Annotated in this window: 22 protein-coding genes and 1 tRNA gene; 18 read left to right on the top strand and 5 right to left on the bottom strand. The window is 63.1% G+C overall.

Annotation, left to right across the window (positions count from 1 at the left end; translation table 11 throughout):
* The 8 genes from hisI to D9X30_RS14945 all read left to right on the top strand — a co-directional run bounded on the left by hisI (nucleotide 1) and on the right by D9X30_RS14945 (nucleotide 4,914).
* A complete protein-coding gene (gene hisI / locus D9X30_RS14980) occupies nucleotides 1-408 on the top strand; it encodes a phosphoribosyl-AMP cyclohydrolase (protein ID WP_153949123.1) in 408 nt (135 codons plus the stop codon).
* Entirely contained in the window at nucleotides 405-791 is a 387-nt protein-coding gene (locus tag D9X30_RS14975; protein WP_228771010.1) for a phosphoribosyl-ATP diphosphatase, read from the top strand. The genes hisI and D9X30_RS14975 overlap by 4 nt, the downstream gene beginning before the upstream one ends.
* Nucleotides 792-858: 67 nt before the next feature.
* Entirely contained in the window at nucleotides 859-1,251 is a 393-nt protein-coding gene (locus D9X30_RS14970) for a DUF4870 family protein (protein ID WP_153949124.1), read from the top strand.
* A gap of 85 nt (nucleotides 1,252-1,336) precedes the next feature.
* Nucleotides 1,337-1,693 carry a histidine triad nucleotide-binding protein gene (locus D9X30_RS14965; protein WP_153949125.1) on the top strand — a complete coding sequence of 119 codons (357 nt, stop codon included), beginning with the start codon at nucleotides 1,337-1,339 and terminating at the stop codon, nucleotides 1,691-1,693.
* A 160-nt stretch (nucleotides 1,694-1,853) separates the two neighbouring features.
* Nucleotides 1,854-2,090, top strand: coding sequence for a Sec-independent protein translocase subunit TatA (tatA, locus tag D9X30_RS14960; RefSeq protein WP_153949126.1), 237 nt, complete (start codon nucleotides 1,854-1,856; stop codon nucleotides 2,088-2,090).
* Between the two features lie 90 nt (nucleotides 2,091-2,180).
* Nucleotides 2,181-2,699 (top strand): Sec-independent protein translocase protein TatB, encoded by a 519-nt coding sequence (tatB, locus tag D9X30_RS14955; protein ID WP_153949127.1) that lies wholly within the window; start codon nucleotides 2,181-2,183, stop codon nucleotides 2,697-2,699.
* Nucleotides 2,700-2,701: 2 nt separating this feature from the next.
* Nucleotides 2,702-3,502 carry a twin-arginine translocase subunit TatC gene (gene tatC / locus D9X30_RS14950; RefSeq protein ID WP_153949128.1) on the top strand — a complete coding sequence of 267 codons (801 nt, stop codon included), beginning with the start codon at nucleotides 2,702-2,704 and terminating at the stop codon, nucleotides 3,500-3,502.
* A gap of 254 nt (nucleotides 3,503-3,756) precedes the next feature.
* Entirely contained in the window at nucleotides 3,757-4,914 is a 1,158-nt protein-coding gene (locus D9X30_RS14945; protein WP_153949129.1) for a porin, read from the top strand.
* A 547-nt stretch (nucleotides 4,915-5,461) separates the two neighbouring features.
* Here the strand turns inward: D9X30_RS14945 and D9X30_RS14940 are convergent.
* The gene (locus D9X30_RS14940) at nucleotides 5,462-6,655 is read right to left on the bottom strand and encodes a Do family serine endopeptidase (RefSeq protein WP_153949130.1); all 1,194 of its coding nucleotides are present in this window, start codon (nucleotides 6,653-6,655) and stop codon (nucleotides 5,462-5,464) included.
* A gap of 20 nt (nucleotides 6,656-6,675) precedes the next feature.
* On the opposite strand from D9X30_RS14940, the gene D9X30_RS14935 reads away from it, so the two are divergent.
* Nucleotides 6,676-7,422: a Nif3-like dinuclear metal center hexameric protein gene (locus D9X30_RS14935; protein WP_153949131.1), complete on the top strand. Its 747-nt coding sequence runs from the start codon at nucleotides 6,676-6,678 to the stop codon at nucleotides 7,420-7,422.
* Nucleotides 7,423-7,474: 52 nt separating this feature from the next.
* Here D9X30_RS14935 and mscL read toward each other — a convergent pair whose 3' ends face one another.
* Nucleotides 7,475-7,909 carry a large conductance mechanosensitive channel protein MscL gene (gene mscL / locus D9X30_RS14930; RefSeq protein WP_153949132.1) on the bottom strand — a complete coding sequence of 145 codons (435 nt, stop codon included), beginning with the start codon at nucleotides 7,907-7,909 and terminating at the stop codon, nucleotides 7,475-7,477.
* Between the two features lie 244 nt (nucleotides 7,910-8,153).
* Here mscL and petA point away from each other — a divergent pair, with 244 nt between their 5' ends.
* The 7 genes from petA to D9X30_RS14895 all read left to right on the top strand — a co-directional run bounded on the left by petA (nucleotide 8,154) and on the right by D9X30_RS14895 (nucleotide 13,675).
* Nucleotides 8,154-8,771, top strand: coding sequence for a ubiquinol-cytochrome c reductase iron-sulfur subunit (petA, locus tag D9X30_RS14925; RefSeq protein WP_092602085.1), 618 nt, complete (start codon nucleotides 8,154-8,156; stop codon nucleotides 8,769-8,771).
* A gap of 2 nt (nucleotides 8,772-8,773) precedes the next feature.
* Nucleotides 8,774-10,177: a cytochrome b gene (locus D9X30_RS14920; protein ID WP_092602083.1), complete on the top strand. Its 1,404-nt coding sequence runs from the start codon at nucleotides 8,774-8,776 to the stop codon at nucleotides 10,175-10,177.
* Nucleotides 10,178-10,214: 37 nt separating this feature from the next.
* Nucleotides 10,215-10,958 carry a cytochrome c1 gene (locus tag D9X30_RS14915; protein ID WP_153949133.1) on the top strand — a complete coding sequence of 248 codons (744 nt, stop codon included), beginning with the start codon at nucleotides 10,215-10,217 and terminating at the stop codon, nucleotides 10,956-10,958.
* A gap of 292 nt (nucleotides 10,959-11,250) precedes the next feature.
* A complete protein-coding gene (locus tag D9X30_RS14910; RefSeq protein WP_008643086.1) occupies nucleotides 11,251-11,862 on the top strand; it encodes a glutathione S-transferase N-terminal domain-containing protein in 612 nt (203 codons plus the stop codon).
* A 29-nt stretch (nucleotides 11,863-11,891) separates the two neighbouring features.
* Complete coding sequence (locus tag D9X30_RS14905) at nucleotides 11,892-12,392, top strand: ClpXP protease specificity-enhancing factor (protein ID WP_092602079.1); 501 nt, start codon at nucleotides 11,892-11,894, stop codon at nucleotides 12,390-12,392.
* A gap of 52 nt (nucleotides 12,393-12,444) precedes the next feature.
* Nucleotides 12,445-12,520: transfer RNA gene (locus D9X30_RS14900), tRNA-Thr, on the top strand.
* A gap of 258 nt (nucleotides 12,521-12,778) precedes the next feature.
* Entirely contained in the window at nucleotides 12,779-13,675 is an 897-nt protein-coding gene (locus tag D9X30_RS14895) for an endo alpha-1,4 polygalactosaminidase (protein WP_153949134.1), read from the top strand.
* Between the two features lie 47 nt (nucleotides 13,676-13,722).
* Here the strand turns inward: D9X30_RS14895 and D9X30_RS14890 are convergent, their stop codons facing one another.
* Together D9X30_RS14890 and D9X30_RS14885 are read right to left on the bottom strand one after the other, a co-directional pair.
* Nucleotides 13,723-14,235: a M48 family metallopeptidase gene (locus tag D9X30_RS14890; RefSeq protein ID WP_153949173.1), complete on the bottom strand. Its 513-nt coding sequence runs from the start codon at nucleotides 14,233-14,235 to the stop codon at nucleotides 13,723-13,725.
* Nucleotides 14,236-14,272: 37 nt separating this feature from the next.
* Nucleotides 14,273-14,497 carry a hypothetical protein gene (locus D9X30_RS14885; RefSeq protein ID WP_092602214.1) on the bottom strand — a complete coding sequence of 75 codons (225 nt, stop codon included), beginning with the start codon at nucleotides 14,495-14,497 and terminating at the stop codon, nucleotides 14,273-14,275.
* 159 nt (nucleotides 14,498-14,656) lie between these two features.
* On the opposite strand from D9X30_RS14885, the gene ettA reads away from it, so the two are divergent.
* Nucleotides 14,657-16,324 (top strand): energy-dependent translational throttle protein EttA, encoded by a 1,668-nt coding sequence (gene ettA / locus D9X30_RS14880; protein ID WP_153949135.1) that lies wholly within the window; start codon nucleotides 14,657-14,659, stop codon nucleotides 16,322-16,324.
* Between the two features lie 363 nt (nucleotides 16,325-16,687).
* Here the strand turns inward: ettA and D9X30_RS14875 are convergent, their stop codons facing one another.
* Nucleotides 16,688-17,830, bottom strand: coding sequence for a metallophosphoesterase (locus tag D9X30_RS14875; RefSeq protein WP_153949136.1), 1,143 nt, complete (start codon nucleotides 17,828-17,830; stop codon nucleotides 16,688-16,690).
* Between the two features lie 211 nt (nucleotides 17,831-18,041).
* Between D9X30_RS14875 and D9X30_RS14870 the strand changes: the two genes are divergently transcribed.
* On the top strand, nucleotides 18,042-20,444 hold the full coding sequence (locus tag D9X30_RS14870) for a carbohydrate-binding family V/XII (RefSeq protein ID WP_153949137.1): 2,403 nt from the start codon (nucleotides 18,042-18,044) through the stop codon (nucleotides 20,442-20,444).
* Nucleotides 20,445-20,620: the final 176 nt, after the last annotated feature.

Below are 20,620 nucleotides of genomic sequence, written 5' to 3'. Positions count from 1 at the left end.
ATGGCAAAGAAGTGGTTGAACAAGGTGAAGTGGGACGACAACGGCCTGGTGCCGGTGATCGTCCAGGAGACGGGGTCCAATGACGTGCTGATGTTCGCGTTCATGAACCGCGAGGCGCTGCAGCGCACGGTTGAGCTGGGCGAGGCCGTGTTCTGGTCGCGCTCGCGCAAGCGCCTGTGGCACAAGGGCGAGGAGTCGGGCCACGTGCAGAAGGTGCACGAAATCCGGCTGGATTGCGACGAGGACGTGGTCCTGCTGAAGGTCACCCAGATCGACAGCATTGCCTGCCATACCGGCCGGCATTCGTGTTTCTTCCAGAAGTTCGAAGGCGACGTCGAGTCGGGCGACTGGCATACCGTCGAGCCAGTGCTCAAGGACCCGTCGGCGATCTACGCGGCCAAGCCATGAGCCAGGACACGCAAACGACTGGCTCGGTCGACTCGACAGATGTGCTGGCCCGTGTGGCCGCCACGCTGGAATCGCGCAAGCCCGAAAACGGCGGCGACCCCGACAAATCCTATGTGGCCAAGCTGTTCAGGAAGGGCGACGACGCCATCCTGAAGAAGATCGGCGAGGAAGCCACCGAGACCGTGATGGCGGCCAAGGACGCCCGCGCGGCCGGCCTGGCCGACGAAGCCGTGGGCAAGGTGGTCTACGAAGTGGCCGATCTCTGGTTCCACACGATGGTGCTGCTCTCGCATATCGGCGCCACGCCGGCCGACGTGGTCAACGAACTGGCGCGCCGCGAGGGGCTGTCGGGGCTGGTCGAGAAAGCCAGTCGCAAGGAGTAGCATTGAGCCTATGGCCGCCCGGGATGTTCCGGACACGGCATAACGCGGTGCAACGCTGGAGGGCACGATGGCGACGGACTACACCACGCAGGTGACGACAACCGCTGATGCGGACAAGCTCGACGGATTGCGCAAGCTGACGCACATCCTTTACGCGCTGTATGCGATCCACTGGTTTACGGGCGGCATTACGGCGCTGATCGCGATCATCGTCAACTACGTAAAGCGCGACGACACCCGGGGAACCGTGTATGCCTCGCACTTTGCGTGGCAGATCCGCACGTTCTGGTGGTCGATCGTCTGGTACGTGGCCGGCGGCATCATGTTCGTGACGGTGTTGCTGTTCCCGGTGGCAATCGCCGTTTTCTGCATTTTGTCACTGTGGATACTGTATCGTATCGTCAAGGGCTGGCTGTACCTGAACGACCGCAGGCCGATGTATCCGGGCGAGTCGTTCTGAGGCCAGACTGGCAAGAGCGCGAGAAAAGTGGCAGCAGGACGGCACGATTTCGTGCAATGTGCTGACAGGCTGCAACAAGAACTTCATGAAATCCCAGGACAATTGCATTTTCTGCAAGATCGTGGCCGGTCAGATCCCGTCCAGCAAGCTGTACGAGGACGACGATCTGCTGGCGTTTCACGATATCCATCCCAAGGCGCCGGTACACTTTCTGGTCATTCCGAAATCGCATGTCGATTCGCTGGCTGACTGCGGGTCCGGCGATGCGGATGTGCTTGCTAGAATAATGCTCAAGGTGCCCGAACTGGCACGCCTTGCCGGCTGCAACAACGGCTTCCGTACGGTGATCAACACCGGCACGGACGGCGGACAGGAGGTGTTCCATCTCCATCTGCACGTACTCGGCGGCCCGCGCGACCAGTGGAAGTCACCGGCGTTCTGAACGCAGGTTCGGGAAGCCTGGCATGAAAAAGGGGCTGGGACAGCGATGTCCCGGCCAGATGTTGCGTCGGGTACCGTCGCCCCGACGCGGCCTTTGAAGGACGGAACTACGGGGCCGGGCGATCATATTCCGACGCCCGCGGCTTTATCAGGAGCAAGAAATGGGTTCGTTTAGCATTTGGCACTGGCTGATCGTGCTGGTGATCGTCATGCTCGTCTTCGGTACCAAGAAGCTGCGCAATATCGGCCAGGACCTGGGTGGCGCGGTGAAGGGCTTCAAGGATGGCATGAAGGACGGCAACGCCGAGGAACCTGGCGCCAAGCCCGCTGCTGCCAAGGAACTGCGCGACGCCACCACGATCGACGTGGAAGCCAAGGAAAAGCAGCGCCAGGAATAATCCGCCGGCCGGTTTTTTCTTGTCAGCCATCCTCCCGGCGGCCGCGCACGGCGCGGCCCGCCTGTCCTGTGTCTCAGTTCCGGTTTTCGCATGATCGATCTCGGCATTTCCAAGCTGGCACTGATCGGCGCCGTGGCGCTGATCGTGATCGGCCCCGAGCGTCTGCCAAAGGTGGCGCGCACGGTCGGCGCCCTGGTCGGTCGCGCACAACGCTATATCAATGACGTAAAGGCCGAGGTCAGCCGCGAGGTCGAACTCGAGGAACTGCGCAAGATGCGCACGGAATTCGAGAACGCCGCGCGCGACGTCGAGCAGACCATCCACAAGGAAGTCAACGAACACACCCAGGCGCTGAACGAGGCACTGGGCGGTGTCGAGGCTTCCGGCACGGGCGGGTCCGACGCCAGCGGCGTCAGTGCCGGCTATGTGCCCAGCTGGGACAGCGCGCACAAATCCCATAACGGCCGCAAGAGCTGGCGCGTCAAGCAGGGCGCGCGGCCGGTCTGGTTCAAGCGCCAGCAGAACGTGCGCGTGTGGGTGCAGTCCGGCGCTGCCCGCGTCAAGCGTCATCGCCCGGCCAGCGGCCGTAACCGTTCCTTCTTCGAGTAAGCATGGCGGGCACCCAAGACCCCAACGACTCCCACGATCCCAGCGACGAGTCCCAGCAAGAGACTTTCATTTCCCATCTGATCGAGCTGCGCGAGCGGCTGGTGAAGGCGGTGGCCGGGGTCATCATCGTCTTTCTTGGCCTGGTCTACTGGGCGGCGGAAATCTTCAACCTGTTTTCGGCGCCGCTGACGCGGTCGCTCCCCAAGAACGGCCGCATGATCGTGACCGATGTCACCGGTTCATTTTTCGTGCCGATGAAGGTCACGATGCTGGTGTCGTTCCTGATCGCGCTGCCGTGGGTGCTCTACCAGATCTGGCGCTTTGTCGCGCCGGGACTGTACCAGCATGAGAAGAAGCTGATCCTGCCGCTGGTGAGCAGCAGCTACGTGCTGTTCCTGTGCGGTGTGGCCTTCGCGTACTTTCTGGTGTTCCCGACGGTGTTCCACTTCATGGCGCACTACAACGCGCCGCTCGGGGCCGAGATGTCGACCGACATCGACAAGTACCTGAGCTTTGCCATGACGACCTTCCTGGCATTCGGCATCACCTTCGAGGTGCCGGTGGTGGTGATCGTGCTGGTGAAGTTCGGCGTGGTGGAACTGGAAAAACTCAAGCAGATCCGTCCGTACGTGATTGTTGGCGCATTCATCATCGCCGCCGTGGTCACGCCGCCTGATGTGATGTCACAACTGTTGCTGGCCGTTCCGCTGGTAGCCCTGTACGAGCTGGGCCTGTTGATGGCCCGTTTTGTGACAAGGCAGCCGCTTGGTACCGCTGCCGAAGGCGAAACGCAGGCAGACTGAGTTCCCCGACAGTTGTTAACGGGCTGTATCCGGGTAGTCTGAATGCTGCGTTTTGCACCAAATTGGTGAAATCCCCCGTGTTTGCTGTTGCTTCGTCACAACAAGAAGCGTCGGTAAACCGTGTTTACGGCGAAAAAGACTTCTGACGCGCTGGGGGGGTGACACATAATACGACGCAGACGTGAAGGTTAATGCGTCGCCCAAGCACTTGGGCAACCAAGATTTCCCAATCAGTTGACAAGGAAAGTGTCGATATGAAGATGAAACTGTTTGCAGCTGCCGTTGCCGCTCTGGCCGCCGGCGGTGCCTATGCCCAGTCGAGCGTGACCCTGTACGGTGTGGTTGACGCTGGCGTTGAGTACGCTAACCACCAGCCGGGCGTGACCGGTAGCCACGACGTAGTTCGCCTGACCTCGGGCAACATGTCCGGCAGCCGTTGGGGCCTGCGCGGCGTGGAAGACCTGGGCGGTGGCCTGAAGGGCGTCTTCGTGCTGGAAAGCGGTTTCAACCTGGACACCGGCACGTCGGGTCAAGGTGGCCGTCTGTTCGGTCGTCAAGCTTTCGTGGGTCTGCAAAGCCAGTACGGTACGCTGAGCCTGGGCCGTCATCAGACGCCGTTCTATGACTTCGGTCTGGCCTTCGATCCGATGGCCATCTCGACGAACTACTCGATCACCGCTCAAGACGCTGGCTTCTCGAGCCGCGCTGACAACTCGATCAAGTACACCGGCACGTTCGGTGGCCTGACCGGCTCGCTGCTGTACAGCACCGGCGCCAATACCGTTGGCACGGCCAATGCCTTCCAAGGCGTTTCGGGAGAAATCCCGGGTAACTACCACACCGGTCGTGAGTACAGCGCCAGCCTGATTTACAACGGCGGCCCGTTCTCGATCGGCGCGATCTTCGACGAAACCAACCTGGGCGCTCCGGTGGCCGGCACTGGTACGAACCCGAACGCCAAGGTCCAGCGCGCTTCGGTGGCTGGTACGTACGCCTTTGGCCCGGCCAAGGTGTTCGCTGGTTACCGTTACGCTCACGCTCTGTCGGGCGCGATCCTGCCGGGTGGCGTGACCACCAACAACGGTACGATCACGAACGCTACCGTGTCGAACCTGTACTGGCTGGGCGCTGGTTACCAGCTGACCCCGGCTCTGTCGCTGACGGGCGCCGCTTACTACCAAGACTTCCGCAATTCGGGTGCTGATCCGTGGAGCTTCGTGGTGTCGACGGACTACGCTTTCTCGAAGCGTACGGACGCCTACTTCAACGTGTCGTACACGAAGAACAAGGACGGTTCGAACCTGGGCGTGTCGTCGGGTCAAACCGGCAACCAAGGTGGCTCGGGCTTCGGTACGACCCAAGGTTCGTACAACCAGTTCGGCGCTGTGGTTGGTGTTCGCCACAAGTTCTAATTTGATGCGGGTGTAAGCCCGCTTCAGATTCGGCTTGATCAAAACGCCGGTATCCGAAAGGATGCCGGCGTTTTGTTTTTGGCGGAGCGAGTAGCTCTGCGCGTCACGGTTCACGGCTCCCTGTATCGGTGCGCTGGCAGGCGAGGCGAGATGCGCGGTGGGCCCATATCGTGACGCGGGGGCGCCCCCCATCGACAAACTGCGTTCTGGCGGTTGCCTCGGCTGTTCGTTCCCGAGGGCCTCTGTACAGCATCAAGGCGGGACGAAAGGTCCCGGCGCAATTCGATCTCGTGTAGCGTTCCTGTCCTGCGCCCTTGTCGCAGCACACCTGGCACGAGAGGAGATCACACTCGCCGCGACAGTCGGCACGCCTCGTAGGCTCGCGGCTCACATCGATCGTAGGCCGGTTCATCGGCGGTGGACACCTGCCAGAATACAAAAAGCCCCGGCCATCACTGGCAGGGGCTTTTGCTTTGAAGCCGTAACGCTAAGGGTCCGGCAGATCGTCAGCTAGGCGTAGGGCGCCTACGAAACCGCCTGCTACCCATCACTCTTCCTCGTCCAGCGGCATGGCGCGGCGCGGCGGCGGCGGGCGCTTGCCGATCATCACCGCGATGTCCGCCGGCTTGCCACGGCGAATGACCTTCATCTTGACTTCGGCACCCGGCTTGAGCTGCGCGATGGCATTGAGCAGGGCAGTCGTATCCGAAATCACCTGGTTGTCGACCGATACCAGTACGTCGCCAGGCTTCACGCCGGCCTTGTCGGCTGGCCCGCCCTGGACCACTGCGGCGATCAGCGCGCCTTCCTTCGCATCCAGGCCAAACGATTCGGCGATCTCCGGGGTCAGGTCCTGGGGCTCCACGCCAATCCAGCCGCGCGTCACGCTGCCGGTCGAGATGATCGATTCCATCACCTGCTTGGCCGTCGATACGGGAATAGCGAATCCGATACCCAGCGAGCCGCCGGAGCGCGAATAGATCGCGGTGTTGATACCCAGCAGGTTGCCCTGCGCATCCACCAGCGCGCCGCCCGAGTTGCCCGGGTTGATGGCCGCGTCGGTCTGGATGAAGTTTTCGAAGGTATTGATGCCCAGGTGACTGCGACCCAGCGCCGACACGATACCCATCGTCACTGTCTGGCCGACGCCGAACGGATTGCCGATGGCCAGTACCACATCGCCAACCTTCACGTTTTCGATGCGACCCAGCGTGATCGCAGGCAGATCCTTGAGCGTGATCTTCAGGACGGCCAGATCGGTCTCGGGATCGGAACCCACGACCTTGGCGTTGGCCTTGCGGCCGTCGGTCAGCGCCACCTCGATTTCATCGGCGCCATCCACCACATGGTGGTTGGTTAGAATGTAACCCTCGGCGCTGACGATCACGCCCGAACCCAGGCTGGACACCGGCTCCTGGCGTTCTGGCAGCCGATCGCCAAAGAAGAACCGGAACCACGGATCCTCCGCCTGCGGATTGGGCGACCGTTTCGTGCCGTTCTTGCTGGTGAAGATGTTGACCACCGCAGGCATGGCTTCCTTGGCGGCATCGCTATAGGAACCCTGGGCTGCAGAGCCGGCCACGCTTGGCACGACTTCCTTCAGTGCCACGATAGGCGACCCCGACTGCACGGCCACCCGCCCGCGTTGCAGCCACTCGGGTTTGAGCGTGGCTATCACAAACCACACGGCCAGCACGACCGTGACGGCCTGAGCAAAGAACAGCCAGAATCGGCGCAACATATCGGAGTTTTGACCAGAAAATGAAAACCAAAGAGCTGGAATTGTACTTGAACGACCTGCTGGAAGTTTCCCGCTTCAAGGACTATTGCCCGAACGGGCTCCAAGTGCAAGGTCGCCCCGAAGTCACCCACATCGTGACGGGCGTCACCGCCAGCCTGGCGCTGATCGACGCTGCCATCGAGGCCGGCGCCGACGCCATCCTGGTGCATCACGGTTACTTCTGGAAGAACGAAGATGCACGTGTCATCGGTCAAAAACACGCGAGATTGAAGAAACTCCTTGCGGCCGACATCAACCTGATGGCCTTCCACCTGCCGCTGGATAATCACGCGGAACTGGGCAACAACGCGCAACTGGGCCTGCAGCTGGGCATCGCACCGAACGGTCGTTTCAGCGACGACCAACTGGGCTGGACGGGCACGTTGCCACAGCCGATGCCGCTGCACGCCTTCGCCGCCCACGTGGGCGGCGTGCTCGACCGCGAACCGCTCACCCTTGGCGATCCGGATCAGATGGTTCGCAGCGTGGGTTGGTGCACCGGCGGCGCGCAGGGGTATTTCGCAGCGGCGGTCGCGGCGGGCGTGGATGTTTACCTGAGCGGGGAAGTGTCGGAGCCCACCACGCATCTGGCGCGAGAGAGCGGGGTAGCCTATATCGCAGCCGGCCACCACGCCACGGAGCGGTATGGCATCCGGGCCGTGGGCGAACATCTGGCGCAACGTTTCGACCTGCGCCACACCTTTATCGATATTCCGAACCCGGTCTGAGCAGCCGGGCCCGGACTTTTCAGCCGACCAGATCAGGCGCGCCCGGGCGAGATCAGGCGCGCGGGGCCTTCAGGCTGTCGCGAATTTCGCGCAGCAGCTGGATGTCCTCGGGCGTTTCGGCCGGCTTCGGCGCTTCCTGCTCCTTCTCGCGCATCTTGTTGAACGCCCGGACCATCAGGAAGATGATGAACGCGAGGATGACAAAGTTGACCACAATGGTCAGGAAATTGCCGTAGGCGAACACCGGCACGCCGGCCTTCTTCAAGGCATCGAGGGTGTGCGGCACACCCGGCGGCGGCTCGGCCAGCATGATGAACATGTTCGAAAAATCGAGCTTGCCCACGATGCGGCCCACCAGCGGCATGATCAGGTCGTTGACGACAGAATCGACGATCTTCCCGAACGCAGCGCCGATGATCACACCCACAGCCAGGTCGATCACGTTGCCGCGCATCGCGAAAGTTCGGAACTCGCTCATCATTCCCATCGGTTTTTCTCCAATTTGTTGTTCCAGATTAACGTTTGTATTTGACAAAGCCTGCATCATCGCAACCTCGAGTGCAAGTCTGGATGCCGCAATAGAACGCTTTCCGCTGCGATTCCCCATCCGATCCCATGAACGATTATCGGCGCCACGGCTATCAGTAGTTCGCCTATCGTCGCCAGATGTGCCTCAGGTATAATTTTTTGTTGACGCAGGATTCAATTGATGACATCCCCTGGGGTTTGGAATGAGTGACCAGCAAGACGTGAAGAACGTGGACAAAGGTCGCCGCAATTGGTTGATCGCGACATCAGTCGCGGGCGGCGTAGGAGGCGTTGCAGTAGCAGTACCGTTCGTCAGCACCTTTGCACCGTCGGAAAAGGCCAAGGCCGCCGGGGCGCCCGTCGAAGCCGACGTGGGCGGCCTGAAACCCGGCGAAATGATGACGGTTGAATGGCGCGGCAAACCGGTCTGGATCCTGCGCCGTACCCCCGAAATGCTTGCCTCGCTCAAGAAGACCGACGCAGAGGTAGCGGACCCCGGTTCGGACGTTCCCTTCACCATGAAGACGCCGGACTATTGCAAGAACGAGACCCGTTCGCGCGCCGAACACAAGGACCTGCTGGTCGTGGTCGGCATCTGCTCCCATCTTGGCTGTTCGCCCTCGGGCCCGTTTGCCTCGGGCGCCAACCCGCAGCTTGGCGCGGACCCCGGCTTCCTGTGCCCCTGCCACGGTTCCACCTTCGATCTGGCAGGCCGCGTGTTCAAGAACAAGCCTGCCCCGCAGAATCTTGACGTACCCCCGTACCAGTTCCTGTCCGACACCAAGATCGTGATCGGCAAGGACGAGAAAGGAGAAGCGTGATCATGGCGGCCGAAAAAGAAGTCAAGACTACCGGGCTGCTGGGCTGGATCGACGCCCGTTTCCCCGCGACGCAGCTTTGGGAAGACCACCTCTCCAAGTATTACGCACCGAAGAACTTCAACTTCTGGTACTTCTTCGGATCGCTGGCGCTGCTGGTGCTGGTCATCCAGATCGTCACCGGCATCTTCCTGGTGATGAACTACAAGCCGGACGGCACGCTGAACGCGGCCGGCATCCCCGTGGCGTTCGCCAGCGTGGAATTCATCATGCGCGAGGTCCCGTGGGGCTGGCTGGTGCGCTACATGCATTCCACCGGCGCCTCGGCGTTCTTCGTCGTGGTGTACCTGCACATGTTCCGCGGGCTGCTGTACGGCTCGTACCGCAAGCCGCGCGAGCTGGTCTGGATCTTCGGCTGCCTGATCTTCCTGTGCCTGATGGCGGAAGCGTTCATGGGCTACCTGCTACCGTGGGGCCAGATGTCGTACTGGGGCGCGCAGGTGATCGTGAACCTGTTCTCGGCGATCCCCGTGATCGGCCAGGACCTGTCGCTGTTCATCCGCGGCGACTACGTGGTGAGCGATGCCACGCTGAACCGCTTCTTCTCGTTCCACGTCATTGCCGTGCCGCTGGTGCTGCTGGGCCTGGTGGTGGCGCACATCATCGCGCTGCACGAAGTGGGTTCGAACAACCCGGACGGCGTGGAGATCAAGGCGAAGAAGGACGAGAACGGCATCCCGCTGGACGGTATCCCGTTCCACCCGTACTACTCGGTGCATGATCTGCTGGGCGTGACCGGCTTCCTGATCATTTTCTCGGCCGTGATCTTCTTCTTTCCGGAAGTCGGCGGCTACTTCCTGGAAGCCAACAACTTCTTCCCGGCCGATCCGCTGAAGACGCCGCCGCACATCGCGCCGGTGTGGTACTTCACGCCGTTCTACTCGATGCTGCGCGCCACGACGTCGAACTTCCTGCCGATCCTGTGGCTGTTCTTCGCGGTCGTGCTGGGCATGGTGTTCCTGCGCACGAAGGACGCACGCATCCGCATCGGCTCGATCGCCGTGCTGGTGGTGCTGGCCGTCGGCTTCTATTTCATCGACGCCAAGTTCTGGGGCGTGCTGGTGATGGGCGGCTCGGTCATCGTGCTGTTCTTCATGCCGTGGCTCGACTGCTCGCCGGTCAAGTCCATCCGCTATCGTCCCGCTTTCCACAAGTCGATCCTGATCGTCTTCGTGGTGGTGTTCCTGGTCCTCGGCTACCTCGGCGTGCAACCGCCGTCGCCGGTGGGCGAGAAGGTGTCGCAGCTCGGTACGCTGCTGTACTTCGCCTTCTTCCTGACCATGCCGCTGTGGAGCCGTGCCGGCACGTTCAAGCCGGTGCCGGAGCGCGTCACGTTCCATCCGCACTAAGACGCTGCGCGACCCTACAAGAGGACAAGGACACAAGATGAAAAAGTTGCTTTCGATCTTCGCACTGGTCGGCGCATGCCTTGCCGCGCTGCCCGCGATGGCCTCAGAAGGCGGTTATCCGCTGGAACCGGCTCCGCTGGACACGAGCGACGTGTCGTCGCTGCAGCGTGGCGCCAAGCTGTTCGTCAACTACTGCCTGAACTGCCACGGCGCGTCGATGATGCGCTACAACCGGCTCAAGGACCTGGACCTGACGGACGATCAGATCCGCCAGAACCTGCTGTTCTCGGCCGACAAGGTTGGCGAAACGATGACGATCGCCATGCCGCCGAAGGATGCCAAGGCCTTCTTCGGCGCCATTCCGCCGGACCTGTCGGTCATCGCCCGTGCCCGCGGCAACGACTGGCTCTACACCTACCTGCGCACCTTCTACCGCGACGACACGCGCGCCACGGGCTGGAACAACCTGGTCTTCCCGAGCGTGGGCATGCCGCACGTGCTATGGGAACTGCAGGGTCAGCGCGCGCCAAAGTACACCGAGGTGGAAGAACACGGCGAAAAGGTGCACAAGCTGGCAGGATGGGAGCAGATCACCCCCGGCAAGATGAGCACGCAGGAATACGACCAGGCCGTGGCCGATCTGGTGAACTACCTGAACTGGATGGCCGAGCCGGCCCAGAGCCACCGCAAGCGCCTGGGCGTCTGGGTGCTGCTGTTCCTGGGCGTGCTCACCGTGTTCGCCTGGCGCCTGAACGCCGCGTACTGGAAAGACGTGAAGTAAGCCCGCGCGCGAGGGCCGGCGGTTGTAACGGAATATGTAACAACGCAGGACTCGCCACCGGAAGGGCCGGCGCGGAAGTTGCAGCAGTGCAGCACCGCGCCGGCCCTTTCGTTTTGCGCTATCCGGGTCGAAAGCGTCCCAAAAGACACCTGCCGGCTCCGTCGGCTATTTGTAACTAATTTGCTTTTCAATGGGCCGTTCTGACAGAATGTTTGCCCTGTCCAGAGTTAGCACCGCCAAGTTCGTCAAATTTCAATAGATTTGGCGCACTTCACACCCAAGGAATTCAACCATGATGGTGTTGTATTCGGGTACCACTTGCCCGTTTTCCCAGCGTTGCCGCCTTGTCCTGTTCGAAAAGGGCATGGATTTCGAGATTCGCGACGTTGACCTGTTCAACAAGCCGGAAGACATTTCGGTGATGAACCCGTACGGCCAGGTGCCGATCCTCGTCGAACGCGACCTGATCCTGTACGAATCGAACATCATCAACGAGTACATCGACGAGCGATTCCCGCACCCGCAGCTGATGCCGGCCGACCCGGTGCAGCGTGCGCGCGCTCGCCTGTTCCTGTTCAACTTCGAAAAGGAATTGTTTACGCACGTCTACGTGCTGGAGAACGAAAAAGGCAAGGCCGCCGAGAAGAACCACGAGCGTGCCCGCGCCGCCATCCGCGACCGCCTGACGCAGCTTGCACCGATCTTCGTCAAGAACAAGTACATGCTGGGCGAAGAGTTCTCGATGCTCGACGTGGCCATCGCCCCGCTGCTGTGGCGCCTGGATCATTACGGCATTGAACTGTCGAAGAACGCCGCGCCGCTGCTGAAGTACGCGGAACGCATCTTCAGCCGCCCGGCCTACATCGAAGCACTGACCCCGTCTGAAAAGGTCATGCGTCGCTAAGACGGACCCGACGCCACCGCACAAGCGTAATGCCAGAAACTTCCACCAAGCCCTACCTGATCCGCGCCATTTACGAATGGTGTACCGATAACGGCTTCACGCCGTATATCGCAGTCTTTGTCGACGGCAACACCAACGTGCCGCGCGAGTTCGTAAAGAACAACGAAATCGTGCTGAACGTGAGCTTCGACGCGACCAGCGGCCTGGACATGGGCAACGAGTGGATTACCTTCAGCGCACGCTTCGGTGGCGTTTCGCGCAAGATCGACGTGCCCGTGGAAAACGTGCTGGCGATCTACGCGCGCGAGAACGGCCAGGGCATGGCATTCCCGGTGGAACGCAGCGTCCCCGAAACCCAGGCCGCCACGGAACGCGAAAACAACCCGCCCCCGAAACTGGCCCCGGTAGACGCCGACACGCCAGCACCGGTCACCGCGGAAGAGGGCGCAGACGGCTCGGACGACGATCCGAACCCGCCGCCCGTACCCCGCATCGGCGGCAAGAAGCCGTCCCTGAAGGTGGTCAAATAAGCCATCGCCAAGACACACCGCATGCAGTAGAATCGCGGTCTGCACCAAACATGCCGGCTTAGCTCATCAGGTAGAGCAGTTGATTTGTAATCATCAGGTGGCGGGTTCGAGTCCTGCAGCCGGCACCAGTTTCATATAAAAAAGCCACGCGAAAAGCGTGGCTTTTTTGCATTTCTGGCCTCCCGCTCGACGACGGTCTTTCGACGGCAGCCCACGGCGGGGCAGGTACCGACAACCAAAAACGCGATGGCTGAGGCGGTCAACCTCAAGGCGATGGCATCGGCGCTTGTCTCGCGCATAATCGGCGTCACGCCAGATCGACCCTTTTCAAAAAGGGCAAGACATCAGTGGTAGTTCTTTGTTGGGTACAACAGGAGAGGTCAAACATGCACAGCAAACTGGCAGGCCGTCGCCCGGTGCGACTGGCCCTGGCAAGTCTCGTCGCCACGCTGGCCGCTTGCGGCGGGGGTGGTGACGATAGCGGCGGATCGGTGGTGCGCGTGTCCGAGGCATCCACGCTTTCCACGCAGGCCGTCAGCAGCAGTGTCACGGCCAGCCCCACGCGCTGGATGCCGTCGCTCACCGACACGTGGCAGCTTCAGCTGCAAGGCACGATCAACACCAGCTACAACGTCGCGGTGTACGACATCGACCTGTTCGATACACCGCAAGCCACCATCGATGCGCTGAAGGCGCAGGGCAAGCGGGTGGTGTGCTATTTCTCTGCGGGCAGCAGCGAGGACTGGCGCCCCGACTACGCGAAGTTCAAGCCGGCGGACATGGGCAACGCGCTCGATGGCTGGGCGGGCGAACGCTGGCTCGATACGCGCTCGGCCAACGTGCGCGCGATCATGCAGGCGCGCATGGATCTGGCGATATCGAAGGGCTGCGATGGTATCGACGCCGACAACGTCGACGGCTATACCAACAACCCGGGCCTGCCGCTCACCGCCGCCACGCAGCTCGACTACAACCGCTTCCTGGCCGATCAGGCGCATGCCCGGGGCCTGGCCATCGGCCTGAAGAACGCCGTCGCGCAGTTGAGCGACCTGGCGCCGTCGTTCGATTTCGCGGTCAACGAGCAGTGCTTCCAGTACAACGAGTGCAGCGGCTATTCGGCCTTCACCGTGCAGGGCAAGCCCGTGTTCAACGTCGAATACCAGTCGAAGTGGAAAGATGCCGCCACGCGGCAGAAGCTCTGTGCCAAGGCCCAGGCGCTGAACCTGCACACGCTGGTGCTGCCGCTCGCCCTGAACGACAGGTTCCGCTACAGCTGCGACTGAAGATCTGAAAATTTGAAGATTCGACTACGAAGCAGTAGTCGGCGGATTTAGGGGCGGGCGGCTTCGCGGCTGTCCGCCTTTTCCGTTTCCCGCCACGCCAGGAACAGGCGCGTATCGAATTCCAGCTGGTGATACTGCGGTTCCATATGCTCGCAGAGCCGATAGAACGCCTTGTTGTGGTCCGATTCCTTCAGGTGCGCCAGTTCGTGCACCACGATCATCCGCAGGAATTCGGGCGGCGCCTCCTTGAATAGCGACGCCACGCGGATTTCCTTCTTCGCCTTCAGCTTGCCGCCCTGTACGCGCGAAATGGCCGTGTGCAGGCCCAGCGCGTGCTGCGCGGTGTCGAGCCGCGCGTCGTAGCCCACCTTGTGCAGCGGCGGGGCGCTGCGCAGGTATTCCTGCTTGATCTCGGCCGTGTATTCGTAGAGCGCGCGGTCGGTCTGGATCGTGTGACGCCCGGGGTAGCGGCGCGCGATGTGGTCGCCCAGCGTGCCGGCCGCCATCGCGGCGCGCACCTGGTCGAGCACGTTGGGCGGATAGCCGCCCAGGAATCGCATCGGGTCTTTCACGCCCGGCCGCCAGCCTTCGGTCATGTCAGTGGTGGTGATGGTGGTGATGCATCCAGCTGTTATCCATCGAATGCACGAACGACTCCACGGCATCCTTGTCGCCCAGGGCGTGGCGCATCATTTCGCCGCACTTGCAGAAGCCCTGGTACGGCGTGATGTGCGAGCACGCCGACGTCTTCTGCAGATACAGCGTGACGGGTTTTGCGCACTTCTTGCACTTGAACTTGAGGGTCAGGGCGGGTTTGCTCATGGGAATCGGGGTAAAAACTGCGTCGATGCGAAACCCGCCATTGTACCGGCCGCGGCCGTCGGCTGCCGGGCCGGGCGAGTGGTGGCCGATGGGGGCCGGTCCGTTTGCTACACTCCCGCCATTCCCCGCATTCCAACCGAATCCAACCGAACACGCTCCATGGCACAGTACGTTTTCACCATGAACCGCGTGGGCAAGATCGTTCCGCCCAAGCGTCACATTCTCAAGGACATCTCGCTGTCCTTCTTCCCCGGTGCCAAGATCGGCGTGCTGGGCCTGAACGGCTCGGGCAAGTCCACGCTGCTGAAGATCATGGCTGGTCTCGACAAGGAGATCGAAGGCGATGCCACGCCGATGCCGAACCTGAACATCGGCTACCTGCCGCAGGAACCGCAGCTCGACCCAGAGCAGACCGTCCGCGAATCGGTGGAAGAAGCCCTGGGCGGCGTGTTCGAGGCCCGCAAGAAGCTTGACGAGATCTACGCCGCGTACGCCGAGCCGGACGCAGACTTCGACGCGCTGGCCGCCGACCAGGCCAAGTACGAGGCGATCCTGGCCGCCAGCGATGGCAACAACGTCGAACTTCAGCTGGAAATTGCCGCCGACGCGCTGCGCCTGCCGCCGTGGGACGCCAGGATCGGCCATCTGTCCGGTGGCGAGAAGCGCCGCGTGGCGCTGTGCCGCCTGCTGCTGTCGCGCCCCGACATGCTGCTGCTCGACGAACCGACCAACCACCTGGACGCCGAATCGGTGGACTGGCTCGAACAGTTCCTGACGCGCTTCCCGGGCACCGTGGTGGCCGTCACCCACGATCGCTACTTCCTGGACAACGCCGCCGAGTGGATTCTGGAACTGGACCGCGGCCACGGCATCCCCTGGAAGGGCAATTACAGTTCGTGGCTGGAGCAGAAGGAAGACCGCCTGAAGCAGGAAGAGGCCACCGAGTCGGCCCGCCAGAAGGCGCTGAACAAGGAACTGGAGTGGGTGCGCCAGAACCCGAAGGGCCGCCAGGCCAAGTCCAAGGCGCGTTTGGCCCGTTTCGACGAGCTGAACAGCCAGGAATACCAGAAGCGCAACGAAACCCAGGAAATCTTCATCCCCGTGGGCGAGCGCCTGGGTAACGAGGTTATCGAGTTCGACAACGTCAGCAAGGGCTTTGGCGACCGCATGCTGATCGAGAACCTGAGCTTCAAGGTGCCGCCGGGCGCCATCGTCGGCATCATCGGCCCGAACGGCGCCGGCAAGTCCACGTTCTTCAAGATGCTGACCGGCAAGGAAAAGCCGGACAGCGGCGAAATCAAGATCGGGCCCACCGTGAAGATGGCATTCGTCGACCAGAGCCGCGACGCGCTGGATGGCAGCAAGACCGTGTTCGAGGAAATCTCCGGCGGGTCGGACATCCTGACCGTGGGCCGCTACGAAACGCCGTCGCGCGCGTACATCGGCCGCTTCAACTTCAAGGGCGGCGACCAGCAGAAGACCGTTGGCACGCTGTCGGGCGGTGAACGCGGCCGGCTGCACATGGCCAAGACGCTGATTGCGGGCGGCAACGTGCTGCTGCTCGATGAACCGTCGAACGACCTCGACGTGGAAACGCTGCGTGCGCTGGAAGACGCACTGCTGGAATTCGCCGGCTGCGTCATGGTGATCTCCCACGACCGCTGGTTCCTGGACCGCATCGCCACCCACATCCTCGCCTTCGAAGGCGATTCGCATGTGGAGTTCTTCCCCGGCAACTACCAGGAATACGAAGCCGACAAGAAGAAGCGCCTGGGCGAAGAAGCCGCCAAGCCGAAGCGCATCCGCTACAAGCCGATTACTCGCTGATCGGCGACAGGTTCGGTTTTCTCCCCTCTCCCATGGATGGGAGAGGGGCGGGGGAGAGGGCCCGGCGGTTCAAATTACGGCAAGCTGGCAAGCAGAAACTCCATGCCCTCTCCCCCAACCCCTCTCCCGCACGCGGGAGAGGGGAGCACGCAGGTCAGTGGCAGCCTCAAGCCCGGACGAGTCTCACCAGCGTGATACCGGCGACAGGTTCGGTTTTCTCCCCTCTCCCATGGATGGGAGAGGGGCGGGGGAGAGGGCCCGGCGGTTCAAATTACGGCAAGCTGGCAAGTAGAACCTCCATGCCCTCTCCCCCAACCCCTCTCCCGCACGCGGGAGAGGGGAGCATGCAGGTCAGTGGCAGCCTCAAGCCCGCACAAGTCTCACCAGCGTGATCTCCGACGGCGCGCCAAACCGCTTTGGCGGACCCCAGTAGCCCGTTCCGCGGCTCACGTAGACCCACATGTTTTCATGCCGGTTCAGCCCATGCACATAGGGCTGCTGCATCGGCACGAACAGGTTCCACGGCCAGAACTGGCCGCCATGGGTGTGTCCGGACAGTTGCAGGTCGAATCCGGCCGCGGCGGCCGCTGGGGCCGAGCGCGGCTGGTGGGCCAGCAGCACGCGTGCCGCGGCGTTGGCCGGTGCCCCGTGCAGCGCGCGTACGGGGTCGCTGCGATGGCTCTCGATAAAGCCGCCGGCCGTGAAATCGGTCACGCCGCCCAGCACCAGCGATGCCTCGCCGCGCGCCACCACCACGTGCTCGTTCATCAGCACGCGCAGGCCCAGCCGGGTCAGTTCCTCGATCCACGGCTCCGCGCCCGAGTAATACTCGTGGTTGCCCGTCACCACGTAGGCACCATGCGGCGCCGACAGCCGCGCAAACGGCGCCGTGTGGGCCGACAGCTCGCGCACCGAACCATCCACGAGATCGCCGGTAATGGCGATGGCGTCGGGCTTCAGCGCGTTCACGCTGTCGACGATGCGGTTCAGGTAGGGCGCCTTGATGGTCGGCCCCACGTGAATATCGCTGATCTGCGCGATCGTAAAACCTTCAAATTCCTGCGGCAGGTTGGCGATCGGCACATCGACCCTCTTCACCTGCGCCAGGCCGCGCGCATTGAAGTAGCCGATCACCGATACGGCCACCGCCAGCCCCACCACCGCCGACGCGCTGTAGAACGCCAGCCCCGCCGGCTGCCAGCGGGCCAGCATGGCCACCAGCAGGAAGATGTCGCGCGCAAAGGTCAGCACCAGCAGCGATGAGAAGAATCCCATTGCGAGCATGCCGAACCAGCTCAGGCGATCGGCCCAGTCTCCGGCCAGGCGCCGGGCCATCAGCGCGGCCGGAATCAGCAATGTCGAAGCGATCAGCCACAGCACGGCCAGCATATGGACCGCGGCCGGCAGGGGCAGGGCGGGCAGCAGCCGCGCGCCGATATAGGCGTGCAGCGCGGCAACGATCGCAGTGGGAACCAGCAGGGAACGGCGGGAGCGCCTGGTACTCATGGCAGGGGCGTCAGAGTCGGATTCGAGTGTAGGTGAGGCTGCGCAGGCTGTGCTTCAAGGGCGGGCATCCAACGAAAAATGCGCCGTGCACCACTTTGAGGCGCCCATGTGATCTGTCCGGTTTGCGCAGGGCCGATGAATGTTTTTGCCGCACATTGTTCCGGCCACCGCACTAATTTAGATTCATCTGACGCCGAATGTTGGAGATTCCATGTCCTGTGCGAAGCCCGCCCGTCTGGGCCTGACCTTGCTTGCCGTGGCGCTGTTGGCCGCCCTGCCGGCGGGGGTGTCCGCCAAGTCCGCGTCCGCAGCCAGTGCCGCGCAAAAGCTGGCGCCGCTGACCTGGCCGCGCAATTTCGAGGTGGCTGGCGACCACGTGGAGCTCTACCAGCCCGACATCGAGAAATGGGACGGCAACAGGCTGTCGGGCCGGGCCGCCGTGGCCATCGGCGCCAAGCAGGGCACGCCGGTCTATGGCGTGGCGCGCTTCTCGGCGCAGGCCGATATCGACAAGCCGTCATCGCTGGTGCAACTGACGAATATCCAGATCGACAGCGTTGACGTGCCGACCCGCCCCGACGCTGCCGACAAGGTACGGCAGGCGCTGATCGGCCGGCTGTCGCCGCAGGGGCTGACCGTGCCGCTCGAAGAGCTGCAGGCCAGCTACGCGGTGTCGCAGCAGCTGGCAAAGGCGCAGCGCGTGCCGGTAAGGAACGACGCGCCGGAGATCCTGTTTGCCACCACGCCCACGCTGATGGTCCATGTCGATGGCGACCCGGCCTGGCGCCAGGTGGCCGGCACATCGTACGAGCGGGCCATCAACAGCCGCGCGCTGCTGCTGCGCGATACCGGCGGCGAACTCTGGCTGCAGGCGGCCGGCTACTGGTATCGGTCGGAATCGGCTGGCGGCACGTGGGAGCCCGTGCCCAGCCCGCCTGCCGCGCTGCTGGGCGCAGCCAGCAAGCTCACCGCATCGAAGGAAGAGCCGAAGCCCGACCCGATGATGCCCGCCGACGGCAAGAAACCGCCGCGTGCCCCGGTGGTGCTGATGGCCACGCGGCCGGCCGAACTGATCCAGACGTCGGGCGAGCCGCAGATGACGCCCGTGGGCGGCACCAGCCTGCTGACGATGTCGAACGCCGACCATGCGGTGCTCATCGATCCGTCGAGCAACCAGACCTACGTGCTGATCTCGGGCCGCTGGTTCCGTGCGGCGATGCTCAATGGCCCGTGGGAATACGTGCCGGGCGCCCAATTGCCGGCCGAGTTCGCGAAGATCTCGCCGCAGGACCCGAAGGCCAACGTGCTGGTGTCGGTGCCTGGCACGCCGCAGGCCCGCGAGGCCGAGATCGCGGCGACGATTCCGCAGACGGCGTCGGTGTCGCGCACCAAGGCCGTAACGGCCGTGACCTACGACGGCACGCCGAAGTTCGAGTCGATCGCCGGCACGTCGCTGCGCTATGCGGTCAACACGGCCACGCCCGTGATCGAGGTCGATTCGTCGCACTACTTCGCGGTGGTCAACGGCGTCTGGTTCACGGCCGGCGCGCCGGGCGGCCCCTGGCAGGTGGCCACCGAGGTGCCATCGGCCATCTACACGATCCCGCCCAGCTCACCGCTGTACTACGTGACCTACGTCCGCATCTACTCGGTCACGCCGACCACGGTGGTGGTCGGCTACACGCCCGGCTACCTGGGCGTGGTGGTGAACCCGGACGGCACGGTGGTCTACGGCACCGGCTATGTCTATCCGCCGTATGTCGGCGCGTACTACTACGGCTACCCGGTGACCTACGGCTATGGCGCGGGATTCGGCATTGGCGTGGCCGAAGGATTCGCCTTCGGCTTCGCGGCCGGCGCGATCTGGGGCGCGGCGGCGCCGTACTGGGGCCCCTACTGGTATGGGGGCGGCAGCTTCGTCAATATCAACCAGGCGAACTTCTACGGCCGCTGGGGGCAGGGCACCGTGACCCATGCCGAAGGCTGGAACGCCTGGACGGGCACGCAGTGGCGCGGCACGGCCGGCGCCGGCTACAACCCGGCCACGGGCGCGCGCTTCCAGGGCAGCCAGGGCGCCGCGTTCAATCCATACTCGGGCAACTACGCGGCGGGGCGGCAGGGATCTTTCGCCAACCCGTCAACGGGACGCGAGGGTGCCGGGCGCGGCGGCGTGGCCGGCAACGAATACACGGGCAACTATGCGGCGGGCCGGCAGGCGGCCGGATATAACGCCCAGACCGGACGCATCGGCGCCGGCGAAGCCGGCATCGCCGGCAATACGCAGACCGGCCAGTACACAGCGGGCAGCCGTGGCTTTGTCGCCAATCCGGGCAAGGACAACGCTGTGGTCTGGAACAACGGCAACGTCTACGCGGGCCATGACGGCAACGTCTACCAGCACACCGACGACGGCTGGCAGAAGCACACCACCAATGGCTGGGAACCGATGCAGCAGAACAGCGAAATGCAGGGCCGGCTCGATCAGCAGCGCCAGGCGCGGCAGGCCGGGCAGCAACGCTTCAACACCGCAGCGGCCCAGCAGTGGCAGGGACGCTTTGCGGGCGGGGGCGGTAGATTCGGCGGCGGCCGCTTCCATGGCGGGTTCCGGCGGTAGCTACCGCACGCGCGAGCGTCTTTCTCCCCTCTCCCGCCCGGCGGGAGACGGGCCGGGGATAGGGCAAAGCGGCGCAAATGTCAGAGGAAAAAGAAAAAGCCAAGAGCCTTGGAAACACCGCCGTCTTTCTCCCCTCTCCCACCCGGCGGGAGAGGGGCCGGGGGAGAGGGCAAAGC

This window comes from Cupriavidus sp. U2 (assembly GCF_009663685.2).
Lineage (GTDB): Bacteria > Pseudomonadota > Gammaproteobacteria > Burkholderiales > Burkholderiaceae > Cupriavidus > Cupriavidus necator_C.
The sequence above is the reverse complement of the archived record's forward strand: the minus strand, read 5'-3'. Positions and strand labels throughout refer to the sequence as shown.